13 protein-coding genes are annotated in these 15,364 nt (G+C 33.8%); 11 read left to right on the top strand and 2 right to left on the bottom strand.

Features of this window, described 5'->3' with window-relative positions:
* Window positions 1-4 precede the first annotated feature (4 nt).
* From ACPWTF_RS03925 to ACPWTF_RS03900, 6 genes are all read left to right on the top strand, one after another.
* Complete coding sequence (locus ACPWTF_RS03925) at window positions 5-2,461, top strand: hypothetical protein (RefSeq protein ID WP_427874501.1); 2,457 nt, start codon at window positions 5-7, stop codon at window positions 2,459-2,461.
* A gap of 91 nt (window positions 2,462-2,552) precedes the next feature.
* Window positions 2,553-7,241: a hypothetical protein gene (locus ACPWTF_RS03920; RefSeq protein ID WP_427874500.1), complete on the top strand. Its 4,689-nt coding sequence runs from the start codon at window positions 2,553-2,555 to the stop codon at window positions 7,239-7,241.
* A gap of 112 nt (window positions 7,242-7,353) precedes the next feature.
* On the top strand, window positions 7,354-7,782 hold the full coding sequence (locus ACPWTF_RS03915; RefSeq protein ID WP_320493932.1) for a helix-turn-helix domain-containing protein: 429 nt from the start codon (window positions 7,354-7,356) through the stop codon (window positions 7,780-7,782).
* A 14-nt stretch (window positions 7,783-7,796) separates the two neighbouring features.
* Window positions 7,797-8,648: an IS3 family transposase gene (locus tag ACPWTF_RS03910; RefSeq protein ID WP_427874308.1), complete on the top strand. Its 852-nt coding sequence runs from the start codon at window positions 7,797-7,799 to the stop codon at window positions 8,646-8,648.
* A 132-nt stretch (window positions 8,649-8,780) separates the two neighbouring features.
* Window positions 8,781-9,044: a hypothetical protein gene (locus tag ACPWTF_RS03905; protein WP_427874499.1), complete on the top strand. Its 264-nt coding sequence runs from the start codon at window positions 8,781-8,783 to the stop codon at window positions 9,042-9,044.
* 45 nt (window positions 9,045-9,089) lie between these two features.
* A complete protein-coding gene (locus ACPWTF_RS03900) occupies window positions 9,090-9,611 on the top strand; it encodes a guanylate kinase (protein ID WP_427874498.1) in 522 nt (173 codons plus the stop codon).
* 20 nt (window positions 9,612-9,631) lie between these two features.
* On the opposite strand, the gene ACPWTF_RS03895 is transcribed toward ACPWTF_RS03900, so the two are convergent.
* Together ACPWTF_RS03895 and ACPWTF_RS03890 are read right to left on the bottom strand one after the other, a co-directional pair.
* A complete protein-coding gene (locus ACPWTF_RS03895) occupies window positions 9,632-10,483 on the bottom strand; it encodes an IS3 family transposase (protein WP_427874308.1) in 852 nt (283 codons plus the stop codon).
* 14 nt (window positions 10,484-10,497) lie between these two features.
* Entirely contained in the window at window positions 10,498-10,926 is a 429-nt protein-coding gene (locus ACPWTF_RS03890) for a helix-turn-helix domain-containing protein (RefSeq protein WP_320493932.1), read from the bottom strand.
* 175 nt (window positions 10,927-11,101) lie between these two features.
* Between ACPWTF_RS03890 and ACPWTF_RS03885 the strand changes: the two genes are divergently transcribed.
* The 5 genes from ACPWTF_RS03885 (at window position 11,102) to ACPWTF_RS03865 (ending at window position 15,312) form a co-directional block, all read left to right on the top strand.
* A complete protein-coding gene (locus ACPWTF_RS03885) occupies window positions 11,102-11,578 on the top strand; it encodes an MFS transporter (RefSeq protein WP_427874497.1) in 477 nt (158 codons plus the stop codon).
* A 77-nt stretch (window positions 11,579-11,655) separates the two neighbouring features.
* A complete protein-coding gene (locus ACPWTF_RS03880) occupies window positions 11,656-12,498 on the top strand; it encodes an MFS transporter (protein WP_427874496.1) in 843 nt (280 codons plus the stop codon).
* Window positions 12,499-12,655: 157 nt separating this feature from the next.
* Window positions 12,656-13,234: a Crp/Fnr family transcriptional regulator gene (locus tag ACPWTF_RS03875; RefSeq protein WP_427874495.1), complete on the top strand. Its 579-nt coding sequence runs from the start codon at window positions 12,656-12,658 to the stop codon at window positions 13,232-13,234.
* A 162-nt stretch (window positions 13,235-13,396) separates the two neighbouring features.
* Window positions 13,397-14,254: an SDR family oxidoreductase gene (locus ACPWTF_RS03870; protein WP_427874494.1), complete on the top strand. Its 858-nt coding sequence runs from the start codon at window positions 13,397-13,399 to the stop codon at window positions 14,252-14,254.
* Window positions 14,255-14,304: 50 nt separating this feature from the next.
* Window positions 14,305-15,312 (top strand): VOC family protein, encoded by a 1,008-nt coding sequence (locus ACPWTF_RS03865; RefSeq protein ID WP_427874493.1) that lies wholly within the window; start codon window positions 14,305-14,307, stop codon window positions 15,310-15,312.
* The last annotated feature ends 52 nt before the right edge of the window (window positions 15,313-15,364 follow it).

Genomic DNA, 15,364 nt, shown 5'->3' with positions numbered 1-15,364 from the left:
CTAAATGAAGATAAAGAATAATAAAATCTTGTTTGGGTTATGTATTGTTTTGGCCTGTTGTTTTTGCAGGAAAGGATATGCACAGGACGTAGATTTGGAGAATTTTTATAAACCTAATTTTAAGGTGACGGGTAATATTAATGCCAATATGATGTACTACAATTCAAATATGGAAAATTCACGTGAACCTTTCACTTATCTGTTTTCAGGGAGTTTGAATATTAGTGCTTTCAATTTTAGCGTTCCGTTGTTTTATAGTTTTACCAATCAAGGAGATAATTTAGGATATACTGCTCCATTTGATTTTAACAGATTAAGTATTATGCCCAAATACAAATGGGTAAAGGCTTATATTGGAAATGTGAGTATGACATTTTCACCTTATACATTAAGCGGTTATCCATTTAAAGGAGTTGGATTAGAACTGACGCCAAACAGTCCGTTTAAAGTGTCGTTAATGGGAGGACAGCTGCTTAAAGCCGTTTCTGCAGAAAATGCTTCAGGAGAAATTCCGATTTATCAGCGTTTTGGTTATGGAGCTAAAGTAGGTTTTGAGAAAGCGCAATATAAATTAGGTTGGATTGGTTTTTATGCCAAAGACGATGCCAGTTCATTAAACATGGTAAATGATAACGGAGTTACGCCAAAAGAAAACTTTGTAAACAGTTTGATTTTTAGCACTTCGGTAGTGAAAAATTTAAATTTAAATGTCGAGTATGCCTTGTCTGTATTAACAGATGACACTAGAAGTGAAAGTCTTTCGGGCGGAGGTTTTCGAGATAAAATATTCTCTGGTAAAGAAAGTACGAGTTATATGAACGCTTTCAATGTTAATTTCGATTATAATATTCAGAAAAGCACTGTCGGATTAACTTACGAGCGCATTGATCCTAATTACAATACGCTTGGAGCATTATATTTTAATAATGATTTAGAAAACATCGCGTTGCGTTTTGCGAGACCTTTTTATCATGATAAAATAACAGTCTCGACTAGTTTAGGATTTCAAAAAGATGATTTAGAAAAAGTTAAAAAACAAGATACAAAACGTGTTGTCGGATCTATCAACATGAATTATAGAGTTACAGATCAAATCAACATTACGGGTAGTTATTCTAATTTTTCTACTTATACCAATAAAAAATTAGATCAGTTTGAATTGATAAATAATCCAAATGTAGTGCAGGCAGATACTTTAGATTACAGACAATTGTCTCAAAATGCTAATGTGAATATGTCTTATGCTTTCGGAAAAAAAAGAAATCAAAATTTAAACTTTAATTATAGTATTGCAGGTCAGGCCAACGAGCAAGGAGGTGTGATTAGAAAAGGTCAGGCGAGCACGGTTCAAAATTATAATTTGGCGCATACGGTTAGTTTTCTTGCAACAAAAGTCGCTTTAAACAGTTCGCTTAATTATACCAAAAATGAAGTGAGCCGAAACAATAATTCATCTATGGGAGCTTCAGTTGGAGCATCAAAGAAACTATTCAAAGACAAGCTAAATACAAACCTTGGGTTTCTTTATAATAATTCGCAAGGAAATATGAATTCAAGTTCTGTATTTGGAATCAAGTTTAACAATAGTTATGTAATGTATCAGAGACATAATTTTGGTTTAAATGTTATTTCAATGTTTAGAAGCAGTACGAATACAGAGAAATTTAATGATTTGACGGCTACTTTAAATTACACCTGTTCATTGGATAAAATTAAACTTCCTGCCAAAAAAGAGCCTAAAAAAGAAAAAGAAGAAGTTTTAAATCCTATTCTAAAAATAAATCATAAAGACAAAACGTACGAAGGAACGAGAGACGAAATTATACAGCAACTTCACGATATGCAGTCAGCGCTTCGTCCGATGCCAAAAGAAGATTCAGAAGAATTGCAACATCTTCTTACGCTTACGACTTTGACGCCAGATGATGATAGCTTCAAAGAAAAAGCATTGAATTATTTAAAAGCATACGATTTAAATAATGACATCTTAAATAAATACGACAATTACATTCATGAAACGGTAAAAAGTTTAAGAGAAGAAATGGTTCGTAAAGACGAAGGATATGAGAATGATTATGTGATGGCTCTAGGAAGAGTAAACAAACATAAGATGCATGGTGTAGACGAAAAAGACGTCACAGATAAAGTGAGTTATAATTCGTACTTAAAACTCGTAGACAGAAAAAATAAAAAATTACAGCCTTTATTAGTTCATCGATGGATGCTTAATGAGATTGGAATACTTTCAAATACACCTGTAGATCAGCTTCGTCAAAATGAAAACCTTTCTGCTTTTAATAAAGAAGAGCTTGGGGATTTCTTTAAAATGATGAAAGAGAAAAAAGCAGATGCAGTAATAATTGAAGAAATAAAAATCAAACTAATTCCATTCTATCATGATTTAGCAGTTAAAAATGTTAAGGATGGTGAAGTCGATTTTAAGTTTTTAAAGAATAATTAATAGTCAAATAAACTCTTTTACTGTTCGAAAGAGTAAAAATATAAAAGAAGTCGGTATGCTTTATTTTTCAAAAAAACAGAATGATTTGCTTATGAAAAAAAATTACAAAATACATTTTGCAACACTGCTTATCTTGCTTTCGGTTGTTTTTTCTTATGGGCAGGAAATTCAGCCACCAAAAGAATTAAGTGTAGCTTCAAGTTCGATACAAAAGATTGAAGCCGCTGACCGTTGGGTAGATAAATTTTCAAATCAAGATTTGGTAGAACTGCCTATTGGTATTCGTAATACGGTAAATAATATTCAATATTCTATCGGAATTACAAAGGCTACTTTTACGCCAGAGTACACAACGCTGACTGTTTTCTGTAGAGTTGATATTCCTCAGAAAGATAAAAAAACCGGACAGCCCATGCAGCTTTTCTTTGGTGCAGATAATGTTAAATTATCGCATCAAGGAGGTATTATGGGCGAAGCCAAATTGGTATTGCTAGGCAATGTTGATATTCCGTTTAACGAAGATAAATGGCAGGTTTCTTTATATGGAGGTTTCGAAATGGCGACTGGAAAGGTAAACGACCTGACATATGTAAAGATTGATTGTGATGGTTTTAAAGAAATGAAGATTTCTGGCGCTGTTGAGTTTTCTAGAGATCTAATTCTGCCAATCGATCCGTTGACTAAAACGGTTGACGAAGCAAAAACGACAGTTCCAAAAACGTATTATAACGGAAAAACGGTTGCAATACCCAATAGAGTTAGAGGAGAATTTAGTTTTACAGCAGGCAGCTGGAATGATATTTTATTAAATGTAAGTCTGCAGCCTTTCGTATTAAAAGACAAACGAAACGGAAAAGATTTTGATGGTAATTTCCAGTTTTTGGTAAGCAATGCAGTATTGGATTTAAGTGATTTAAAAAATGATCCTGTAGTTGTTTTTCCAGAGTATTATGCAAAAAATTCGCTTTTGGTTCCAAGTCAGGAATCGTGGAAAGGAGTTTTTGTCCAGACTTTTGACGTAGGTCTGCCCAAGGAATTTCAAACAACCGATACGGCATCAAGTAAAGAAAGGCTTCATGTGGGGGCACAAAATCTTATTATAGATAAATTTGGAGTTTCGGGAACTTTCTATGCAGATAATGTTTTTCCTTTAGATCGAGGAATAACCAGTCAGGAAAAATCATGGGCTTATTCGTTAGACCATATTGATGTGACTATTGCGGCAAATACTTTCGTAAAAGCAAATTTAAAAGGACAGATTCTTTTACCAATTAGCAAAGCTGCACCAGAGAAAAAAGAAACGGCTACAACTCCTGCAACCAATACAGGAACGGCTGCTGCAACAGGAACCGATGCTGCTAAACCAAAACAGACCAATAGAGCTGGTTTAGAATACAACGGATTTATTTCTATGGAAGAGCAGCAATTGGTTGTGATAACAAAAGATTCCATAGCTTTTGATATCTGGAAAGCAAAAGCATTATTGCTGCCCAATAGTTCTGTCGAGTTAAAATTAGTCAACGGACGATTTTTGCCTAAAGCCAATCTAAACGGTTCGGTTTCTTTTGGAACCAATAAAGGAGCAACTGACGATAAAGATGTCGAAGGCAAGAAAACAGTAGACTTTAAAGGAATTACGTTTGAGAACCTGCAATTACAGACCGTTTCGCCTATCATTTCTGTTAGAAATATGGGATATAAAGGGACCGTTGGTTTTGGTAATTTCCCTGTTTCGATCGGAAATATTAATGTAGCCATTAATGGAGATGATTCCCGAATTGATTTTGATTTAGGAATTAATTTAATGGAAAGCATTGGAGCAGGAGCAACCGCAAGAATTGGAATAAAGGGTAAGATGTACGACGATGGGTATAGGCAAAAAAGCCGATACGCTGGTCTGGATCTTTCGGCCATAAACATAGATTGCAAGTTTAGTGGATTAACTATTAAAGGTGGTCTTATCCTAATGGAAAAAGACCCTGTATATGGAGATGGATTTAATGCAGATGTTGAAGTCGACGTTGTGGATGTTGTTAATGTAAAAGCAAAAGCAATTTTCGGACGTACTACTTTTAGATATTGGTATTTTGATGGAGCGGTTAAGTTTCCTCCAACGCCAGGTGTGCCTTTTATGATTACAGGTTTTGGTGGAGGAGCCTATTACAAAATGCATAGAAATCAAGATATTGCCATTGGCGAATTTTCTCCTTCCGGATTAAGCTACACGCCAGATGAGAAAATAAGTTTAGGAATTAAGGCTTTAATTTATTTTCACGTAGGAGCAGAAACAATTTGCGATGGTGAAGCTGGATTTGAAATGGCATTTAACTCAAAAGGAGGAATAAACAGATTAGCTATTTTTGGTAAAGCCAATGTTATGGCTAAAATTCCAGGTCTTAAAAATGTTACCGATTTAATGGGTAAAGTAGCTTCAAATGTTACTGCTAAGAAAAGCTTTTTAGGAATTACAGAAAATGACCTTAAAGGATCTTTTGCCAGCAAATATATTCCAGAAGCTAAAGAAGCAATTCCTGGAGATTTATCTGCTGCAGTAGGAATAAAAATGGCAGCAGCTGTCGAATTTGATTTCGAAAACAAATCGATGCATGCCACTACCGATGTCTATATCAATACACCAGGAAATTTCCTTTCGGGAATTGGAGAAGGAGGAAGAGCCGTTTGGGGAGTTTTCCATAAAGATCCAAAAGATTGGTACATGTACATGGGAACACCAAAAGACCGATGCGGAATTAAAATTGGAGTTGCTGGTATGTACTTAAAAACTACAAGTTATTTTATGGCAGGAACGGTACTTCCGGGCAGTCCAGCGCCTCCTCCACAAGTAGCTCAAATTTTAGGTGTCGATTTAAAAGAACTGGATTATATGCGTAACGAAAATGAATTGGCAAATGGAGGAGGTATAGCCTTTGGAGCCAGTCTAGATTTTGATACAGGAGATTTAAGTTTCTTACTTTTCTACGCACGTTTTCAAGCAGGAATGGGATTCGATATTATGCTTAAAGATTATCAGGAAGCAAGATGTTCCAACACAGGAAGTCGTGTAGGTATAAATGGTTGGTACGCTAACGGACAATCTTATGCTTATTTGCAAGGAGAACTTGGAATTAGAGTTAAATTATCTTTCTTAAAATTAAAGGTTCCAATTATTTCTGGAGGAGCCGCAGTTTTATTGCAGGCAAAACTGCCAAATCCAGTTTGGATGAGAGGGTATATGGCTGGAAATATGAATATCTTAGGTGGACTGATAAAAGGAAAATTCAGGTTTAAATTTGAAATTGGTGAAGAATGTCAATTTGAAAATCCATCGCCATTGGGAGGAATTAAATTAATAACCGATGTAACTCCAAAGCAAAGTTCGACAGATATTGATGTTTTTGCTGTGCCACAAGCTGCATTTTCAATGAAAGTTAATGAAGCTTTTGTAATCCCTGAGGATTCGGGTGATGTGACCTACAAAATAATTTTAGAGAAATTCAAAGTATTTGATGGCACAAAAGAAATTCCTGGGGTTTTTGAATGGAGTACAACTAAAGACAGAGTTAATTTTGTCTCAAGCGACATTCTTCCTCCAAATAAAGAATTGAAAGTTCAAGTTGAGGTAAGTTTCCAAAAAATGGTAAATGGTTCTTTCCAACCTATAAAAGTAGACGGAAAAGTGGCCACAGAATTTGAAGAAAGAATATTTACAACAGGAGGTGCGCCAAACCATATTCCGCTTAATAATATTAAATACTCTTATCCAATTGTAGAGCAAAAATATTTCCTTGAAGAAGAGTATCCAAAAGGATATATTCAGTTGAAGCGTGGTCAGGATTATTTGTTTGAAGACTCTAATTGGGAAACTAGTATAAAGGTAGAGCAAGACGGAATTCCTAATGCAAAAGCGGTTGCGTTTAACTATGATACTACTTCAAATGAAGTCTATTATAACTTGCCAAATATCGATCAGGAAAAGAAATATAATTTCTCTATCGTTAGTAATTTAAAGCAGAATGTAACAAGAAATACAGCAGCGAATACAAAAACAAATACCATTAGCGATGAAGGCAACGACATACAAATAAAAGAAAATCAAGCCGATGCCGTGTCTAAATCTGAAGGAACTATCGAACGTCTAACTTATTCATTCAATACCAGTAAGTACAGAACTTTTGCGTCTAAGATGAATGCGATCAGTACTCAAAACTATAACTTCGGAATTTTAGATTCAGATGTTATTTATTTGAGCAATACTATTTCGAGTCAAGAAGCCTTTGATATAGTTGATCTTATGGGTGTAGCTTATAGCGATAATAAAGCTGTAATAACGGCAGAATCTAAGTTGAATGATCAATATTACCTAGTAGATATTTATCCGTATTTATACAAAGATTATCCTTTAAACGGTACTTTCACGATAACCAATAGAGACACTAACGAGTTGGGTGTGGTTCCAGCCAAAGCAATTCCGCTTAGTTCTTATTATACGGTTAGTTTAGAAAACAATATCAATCAGTCATATACAAAAGGAAATTTCCCATTTAATTACAATATGCCATTTTTCTATAAGGAAGACTGGGCTGATTTAAACAACCAAATAGTTAACTCATACGTTAACGGAGATGCTGGTATTATGGCACTTTCTCAACGATTTCATAATAATAATTTCCAATTCATGAGACATGGAAATTATGAGATAGTAGTAAAGTATAATCTGCCAGGAAATAAGCAAGCAAATGAGTTTGTTTATAAGTATAAAAACATTGCTGATTTTAGGTAATTTCTATAAAGAACACTAAGTAACTTTAAAAACCCGTTTGAGAATTTCTCAAACGGGTTTTTATTTTAATGTGTGTCCCGTCCTGAAATAGCGATACATAAAAAAAATCGTTATGGAAGAAAGCTCAAATTATGTGAAGCGAACTCAAAAAGACTATTCTATGTCTTTTAAATTACAAATTGTCCAAGCAATAGAACAAGGACAGCTCACAGCCACTCAAGCCACAAAGAAATATGGCATCCAATGCAGAAAAACTGTTGTAGTATGGTTACGTAAATTTGGTAACTTTGATTGGGAGAACCAATCCCTTTTAAATATGCCAAAGACAGCAGAACAGAAAATCATGGAGCTTGAAGCTCAAGTCAGGTTATTAGAAAAGCAAAAGGCTTTTTTGGAGAAGCAAGCATATGTGGCAGACAAAAAAGCGATCTTGTTTGATATGATGATTGATTTAGCGGAGAAAGAATATCATATCGATATACGAAAAAACTCTCCACCCGAACAATCGACAACTTCAGAGCAAAAGAACAAAAAACAATAGCATTTACCTGTTATTTGTTCGGGATAGACAGACAGGTTTATTATCGAAAAATCAAAAGAAGAGCATCCAAAGAAAACAAAGCCAGGCAAGTCATTTTGATGGTAGATAATATCAGAGAGATAATGCCCAGAATAGGTGCTCGAAAACTATATTATCTTTTGCTGGATAAGCTTCAATTAATGAAAATAGGAAGAGATAAATTCTTTGATATACTTAGAGCCAATCATTTATTGATACAGCCAAAACGAAAGTATCATGTAACAACTAACTCACATCATAGATTTAGGAAATATCAAAATCAGCTTTTAGATTTAGAAATTAGCAGACCAGAACAAGTTTGGGTGTCTGATATCACATATATAGGAAAAAGAGATAATCCCTGTTATTTGAGTTTAGTCACAGATGCTTATTCTAAAAAGATCATGGGCTATAATGTTGCTGATAACATGAATACAGAAAGCATTCTGAAGGCTTTAAAAATGGCTCTTTGTAATAGAAACAACAAAAATTTGCCACTAATACATCATTCCGACAGAGGTATTCAATATTGTGCTAAGGAATACCAAAAACAACTTAATAAAAACCAGATCATATGTAGTATGACACAAAATTCAGACCCATATGAAAATGCAGTTGCAGAAAGGGTTAATGGAATTTTAAAACAGGAGTTTACCATTGACAAATACAGTCAAAAAGTAGAGATCATGAAAAAACTTGTAAAAGAAGCTATTAACATTTATAATGAAATCAGACCTCATTATTCAAACTATATGCTTACTCCAAATCAGATGCACAGTCAAAATTTAATTAAAATGAGGACTTATAAAACAAAAAACAGCAGTAAACATGAGTTTACTACTGTCTAAAATTGTATTTTTATTTTTTATTAATCCTGTATCACTTTTTCAGGACTAGACAGTGCTCTTATTTCGTAATACTTTGCAGGTTTTTTATTAATTTTCATGACTAAGAACTCGATACTAAAATTTGCAGAAAAAATGTTTGAGGTTTACCAAAACAGACAAAATAATGATGAAATCAAAAGATTCATCATACCTAAAAATAAAGGATTTAATAATTCTACATGGATTCTTATAACCATAAAAGGAAACAGAGAATTTCTTATGGAAAGATTCTTCGAAAAATTAGAGATTAAAGAAGACGAATGGGAATTAAAAACAAATTATGCTTTTCCATCAGCACTTATGAACGAGTTTTTACGCTTAGATTTTGATGATGAAAATCTTAAAAAATACTTGTAATTCAATTCCTTTTTAGAATTAGGAGCAAAATAAAAAAAAACGGCTATGAGAATAAGAAGAGATTCATTTGCAAAACATATGGGAATCGAGTTTAGGTTTTGGAAAAGAGATCATTTTTATATTTTACAAGCGGACTACAGCGAAGAATTATTGAGGAAAGGTTTTAGAATTGATGATAAACTCAAATTGAAACTCAAATTAATGCTAAAGTTGAAACTAAAACCAGAACTTGAGCAAAAAGTTAATATATATAAAGAAGTTTCTTTTAATGATATTGAAAGCGCTTATTGGGCAAATACTTTTTGTACATACAAAGGTTTTAAGTTTTTTGTAGAAAACGCTTCGAGCAGAAAATATACTTTGCGTCCATTGGAGGAAGCGATGAATCATTTTAATGATTTCCCTAAACAGGCTTACGATCGTGTATATGAAGCTGATGAAAATGAAATAGAAGAGCTTTGGGAAGAACGAAAACCAATAGACGAGTTTGTTTTTGATACGGAACCGATTATTTATATTAAGCGAAAAATAGAATTGTCTAGTCCTGAAAAAGTGATACAGGATTAATAAAAAATAAAAATACAATTTTAGACAGTAGTAAACTCATGTTTACTGCTGTTTTTTGTTTTATAAGTCCTCATTTTAATTAAATTTTGACTGTGCATCTGATTTGGAGTAAGCATATAGTTTGAATAATGAGGTCTGATTTCATTATAAATGTTAATAGCTTCTTTTACAAGTTTTTTCATGATCTCTACTTTTTGACTGTATTTGTCAATGGTAAACTCCTGTTTTAAAATTCCATTAACCCTTTCTGCAACTGCATTTTCATATGGGTCTGAATTTTGTGTCATACTACATATGATCTGGTTTTTATTAAGTTGTTTTTGGTATTCCTTAGCACAATATTGAATACCTCTGTCGGAATGATGTATTAGTGGCAAATTTTTGTTGTTTCTATTACAAAGAGCCATTTTTAAAGCCTTCAGAATGCTTTCTGTATTCATGTTATCAGCAACATTATAGCCCATGATCTTTTTAGAATAAGCATCTGTGACTAAACTCAAATAACAGGGATTATCTCTTTTTCCTATATATGTGATATCAGACACCCAAACTTGTTCTGGTCTGCTAATTTCTAAATCTAAAAGCTGATTTTGATATTTCCTAAATCTATGATGTGAGTTAGTTGTTACATGATACTTTCGTTTTGGCTGTATCAATAAATGATTGGCTCTAAGTATATCAAAGAATTTATCTCTTCCTATTTTCATTAATTGAAGCTTATCCAGCAAAAGATAATATAGTTTTCGAGCACCTATTCTGGGCATTATCTCTCTGATATTATCTACCATCAAAATGACTTGCCTGGCTTTGTTTTCTTTGGATGCTCTTCTTTTGATTTTTCGATAATAAACCTGTCTGTCTATCCCGAACAAATAACAGGTAAATGCTATTGTTTTTTGTTCTTTTGCTCTGAAGTTGTCGATTGTTCGGGTGGAGAGTTTTTTCGTATATCGATATGATATTCTTTCTCCGCTAAATCAATCATCATATCAAACAAGATCGCTTTTTTGTCTGCCACATATGCTTGCTTCTCCAAAAAAGCCTTTTGCTTTTCTAATAACCTGACTTGAGCTTCAAGCTCCATGATTTTCTGTTCTGCTGTCTTTGGCATATTTAAAAGGGATTGGTTCTCCCAATCAAAGTTACCAAATTTACGTAACCATACTACAACAGTTTTTCTGCATTGGATGCCATATTTCTTTGTGGCTTGAGTGGCTGTGAGCTGTCCTTGTTCTATTGCTTGGACAATTTGTAATTTAAAAGACATAGAATAGTCTTTTTGAGTTCGCTTCACATAATTTGAGCTTTCTTCCATAACGATTTTTTTTATGTATCGCTATTTCAGGACGGGACAAATCTTAAAGTCAAAACCCGTTTGAGAATTCTCAAACGGGTTTTTATTTTAGACAATCAGATTTAACATTTAGGAGCGCTTTTTTTTATTAATTTACATAAAACTTACAAATCAAGCTTTTGTCTAAAACTAAAAGATGCTGAATAATAAAGAAGAAAAGAAAGAACAAAATGCAGTATATCTGCTTCCTTGGGTAACGGCAATTGCAATGTTTATGCAATCTTTAGATGGTACAATTCTTAATACTTCGCTGCCTTCAATAGCCAAAAATATGGGATATTCGGCAACCGAAATGGATTCGGTTATTGTAACCTACACACTCACATTAGCCATGTTTATTCCGCTTTCTGGATGGCTGGCAGATAAGTTTGGCACCAGAACCATGTTTATGATTGCCGTATTTCTGTTTATCATGGGATCTTTGTTTTGCGCCCTTTCAGTTGATTTGAATACGCTTAATATGGCACGTGTTTTACAAGCGGTTGGTGCTTCTATGATGGTGCCAATTGCCCGATTGGCTATTTTATACCAATACCCAAAAAACGAACTGCTTAAAACAATGAATTTTATAACCTTATTTGGATTGTTAGGAATGGTTGCGGTGCAAGTTTAGGCGGTTTTCTCTCGGATAATTTCAGCTGGCATTGGATTTTTCTAATAAATATTCCAATTGGTTTCATCGGAATTTCGATGGCGTATCGCATTATGCCTAACTTTAAGCACGCAGTAGGAAGATTCGATTTTAGAGGATTGGTTTATTTCAGTTTGGCATTAATTTCTATTACTTTAGTTTTAGAACTTATCGGAAATGGAAGACCACACATGATTGTAATTCTAAGTTTATTGTTTCTCTTCGGACTGCTTTCTCTCTTTTATTATATTCATTATAAAAAAACGGAAAAACCCATAATCGACCTGCATCTTCTAAATATTAGAACCTTAAAAATAGGATTAATGGGCAGTTTAATTACTAGACTTGGAATTGGCGGACTGCCATTACTTTTACCGCTTATGTTGCAAACCAGTTTTGGTTACTCGGCATCGGTATCAGGATTATTGCTGTTGCCTTCTGCCTTGTCAAATGTTGCGGTTAAGCCTTTTATGGTAAATATTATAAAGTTTTTTGGCTACAGAACAGTATTGATAAGCAACACCATTTTGTTGGGAATTGTTTTAATTATTCTTGGATTTGTAACGAAAGAAACACCAATTGGATACTATATTTTACTGATGATATTTTACGGAATTTTCACCTCTATACAAATGTCTGCCATGAATACGATTACGCTTTCAGATTTAGATCAAGATACAGCGAGCGGCGGAAATACCATGTTGGTTATTATGCAACAGCTTTCAGTAAGTTTTGGAGTTTCGGTGGCGAGTCTTGCGCTTTCTTTATTTCAGGACGGAATTTTCAATTTAGATGCTTCAAAAGCATTTCAATATACTTTTATTGCATTGGCTGTTTTTACCATCTTTTCAAGCTTTACTTTTTCAAAATTAAGTAAAACAGATGGAGGAGGGTATATATAATTTTACTTAGCATAAGCAAGTTTTGATTTCAAAAAAATATACAACTTATCGAATCAATCTAACTTGTTTCGGATTAAGTTATTCTTCTTTAAAAGTATAAATTTTATTTGCAATCAAGATTTGTTCTTCAAATGGCTTTTGCATAATTTTACATACTATGTATGAAATATTCCAAAAGTATCTAGAAGAAAAAACAGAGCTGACTCCCAAAGAATCGGAACGTATACAATCATTTGCTATAATTAAAAAATTGCGTAAAAGACAATATCTGCTTCAAGAAGGAGATGTCTGGAAATATGATGCTTTTATTACAAAAGGCTGTGTTCGAACTTATACCGTTGATGAAAAAGGCAGTGAGCATGTAAATAGTTTCAGCATCGAAAATTGGTGGACAGGAGATCGCGAGAGTTTAATGATGCAGCAGCCGTCTCGTTTTAATATTGATGCCATTGAAGATACCGAGCTTGTTCTTTTTACTCATGAGAATTTTGAATTGCTATGCAAAGAAATTCCAGCATTTAATAATATGGTAAATGCTATTCTTCAAAGAAGTTTTATTGCCGCTCAAAATAGAATTCAGGCCTCACTTACTTTAACGGCCGAAGAAAAGTATTTGAATTTTATAAGCAAGTATCCTGGTTTTGCTTCGAGAATTCCTCAAACCATGATTGCTTCCTATTTGGGTATGACACCAGAAACGTTAAGTCGTATTCGAAAACAAACCGCAAAGAAATAAATGTACAAGGAGCTTTTAAAGCTCCTTTTTTATGGCCTCTTCCAACTCTTGATCTATATCAAGTTTTTACTTATTTCTAATCAATGTACAGGTTTTGCATTCATCGCAACTTTGTAATGTTCAAAAGAAACAAACATTATAAACATTTAAATATTAGAAATCATGTCAAAAACAATTTTCATTACAGGAACAAGTACAGGCTTTGGAAAATTAACAGCTGTAACACTAGCAAACGCAGGTCATTCTGTAATTGCAGGAATGCGAAATACCAATGATAAAAATGCCGCTGCTGCGAAAGAACTCCAAGCAATAGAAAACATTGAAGTAGTAGATATCGATGTTACAGATGATGCATCAGTTACTAAAGCTATCGAAAAAGTATTGATTAAATACGGAAAAATTGATGTTTTAATCAATAACGCGGCGGTAAGCGGTTTTGGTTTGCTGGAAGGATATTCTATCGATCAGGTTCGCAAAATGTTTGATGTAAACGTTTACAGCGTACTTCGCATGTATCAAGCAGTGCTTCCTTCTATGAGAAAAGAAAGAAACGGACTCGTAATTAATATTACAACTGGAGCAAGCGCACACACACTTCCATTTATGGTTCCGTACATTGCATCAAAACTGGTGGTTGAAAGTTTTACAGAAGGATTGCAAGACGAGCTTGCCGATTACGGAATTGAAAACGTAAGCATTCAGCCAGGAGTTTATCCAACAGAAATGAATAACGGATCTAAAGCGGGTATTCATGCTGATAAAACACAAATTATAGAAGAATATGGAGATGCAGCTACCGAAAAATTCAACGCCTTAGGCACAGCATTATTTGGTAAAATGGCTCAGTTTGATATGAATCCGCAGACCATTGCTGATGGTATTCTAGAATTGGTAAGTATGAAAAAAGGGGAGAGACCGCTTCGTTTCCCGCTAGATGCCATTGCCCAAGGAACCGATAAAGAATTTATAGAAGCCCGCGCCAATATTAAAGCAAAATGGGTAGCAGCTTATACCAATTAATTTCCCCTTTAAAAGCACATTTTAATAATTTACTTAGATTCAAAATAATCATGAAAACAACGCATATAAAATCAAATAAAAAAGTCCAAACTTCAGCCGCTGCAATGCTTAATTTATTAATACTCTTTTCTGCCTCAGAAAAAACAACCGCACAAACTAGTGCAGGAATCGTCGGAATTGATCACGTCGGGATCAATGTTCCTGATCTTAATAAAGCCGTTACATTTTTTAATGATGTTTTGGGTTTTACGCCCGTAACTCAATTAGGGCCAATTCCGCTTGACGATGATTGGAAAAAACTAAATCACATTAACCCAAATACTGGAGCCGTTACCATAAAAATGATCAATGCAGGAAACGGAGCAAGTATAGAAGTTTTTGAATATGCAGACAATAAAGGAAGCAAAACACACCCCAATACAGATGATATTGGAGCATCTCATATTGCATTTTATGTAAAAGATATTCATGCATCTGTACAATATTTAAAAAGTAAAGGCGTAAAAATAATAGGAGAACCTTTTACAATGCCTTCTGGCGATACAGCAGGAGAAACTTGGGTTTATTTTGAAACGCCTTGGGGATCTAAAATGGAATTGGTTTCGTATCCTAATGGAAAAGGGTATGAGAAAACGAATCCGAAAACGCTATTATGGTCTCCAAAAAATGAAGCATTGAAAAAAGTTTCTGCAGATGATTTCGATTCTAAAAAGAACACGGCAATAGTAGAAAACCATCTTAAAATCTGGAATGAAAAAGATGAAGCAAAACGCAAAGCTTTATTAAATCAAGTTTATGCTTCTAATGTAGAAATGGTTGATCGTCATTTTATTGCTGAAGGAATTGAAGATATCAATAAATTTATCGTAGAACTTCAAACTAAAAATCCTGATTTTAGATTTACAGCAAAATCTGTCGAAACCAATCATAATATAGTTCGTTTGTATTGGCAGTTTGGTTCAAAAACAAAACCATCTGTGGTAAGCGGTATGGACTTGTTTGTTATCGAAAATGGTAAAGTCCAAAAACTGTATGTTTTTGTTGACCAAAAAGAATAACTTTTAAATTGATTTTGAAAGTTTTAAAAAGCCAGAAAAATAAATTCTGGCT

Source organism: Flavobacterium sp. MMS24-S5, assembly GCF_050320125.1.
Lineage (GTDB): Bacteria > Bacteroidota > Bacteroidia > Flavobacteriales > Flavobacteriaceae > Flavobacterium > Flavobacterium tyrosinilyticum.
Note: the sequence above shows the minus strand (reverse complement) of the source record. Positions and strands in the feature narration are given on the sequence as shown.

Coding starts and splice junctions, on each gene's coding strand:
- ACPWTF_RS03875 (WP_427874495.1), top strand. CDS start 12,656: ATGTATGAAATATTCCAAAAGTATCTAGAAGAAAAAACAGAGCTGACT.
- ACPWTF_RS03920 (WP_427874500.1), top strand. CDS start 2,553: ATGAAAAAAAATTACAAAATACATTTTGCAACACTGCTTATCTTGCTT.
- ACPWTF_RS03915 (WP_320493932.1), top strand. CDS start 7,354: ATGGAAGAAAGCTCAAATTATGTGAAGCGAACTCAAAAAGACTATTCT.
- ACPWTF_RS03900 (WP_427874498.1), top strand. CDS start 9,090: ATGAGAATAAGAAGAGATTCATTTGCAAAACATATGGGAATCGAGTTT.
- ACPWTF_RS03870 (WP_427874494.1), top strand. CDS start 13,397: ATGTCAAAAACAATTTTCATTACAGGAACAAGTACAGGCTTTGGAAAA.
- ACPWTF_RS03885 (WP_427874497.1), top strand. CDS start 11,102: ATGCTGAATAATAAAGAAGAAAAGAAAGAACAAAATGCAGTATATCTG.
- ACPWTF_RS03865 (WP_427874493.1), top strand. CDS start 14,305: ATGAAAACAACGCATATAAAATCAAATAAAAAAGTCCAAACTTCAGCC.
- ACPWTF_RS03890 (WP_320493932.1), bottom strand. CDS start 10,926: ATGGAAGAAAGCTCAAATTATGTGAAGCGAACTCAAAAAGACTATTCT.
- ACPWTF_RS03905 (WP_427874499.1), top strand. CDS start 8,781: ATGTTTGAGGTTTACCAAAACAGACAAAATAATGATGAAATCAAAAGA.
- ACPWTF_RS03880 (WP_427874496.1), top strand. CDS start 11,656: ATGGCGTATCGCATTATGCCTAACTTTAAGCACGCAGTAGGAAGATTC.
- ACPWTF_RS03925 (WP_427874501.1), top strand. CDS start 5: ATGAAGATAAAGAATAATAAAATCTTGTTTGGGTTATGTATTGTTTTG.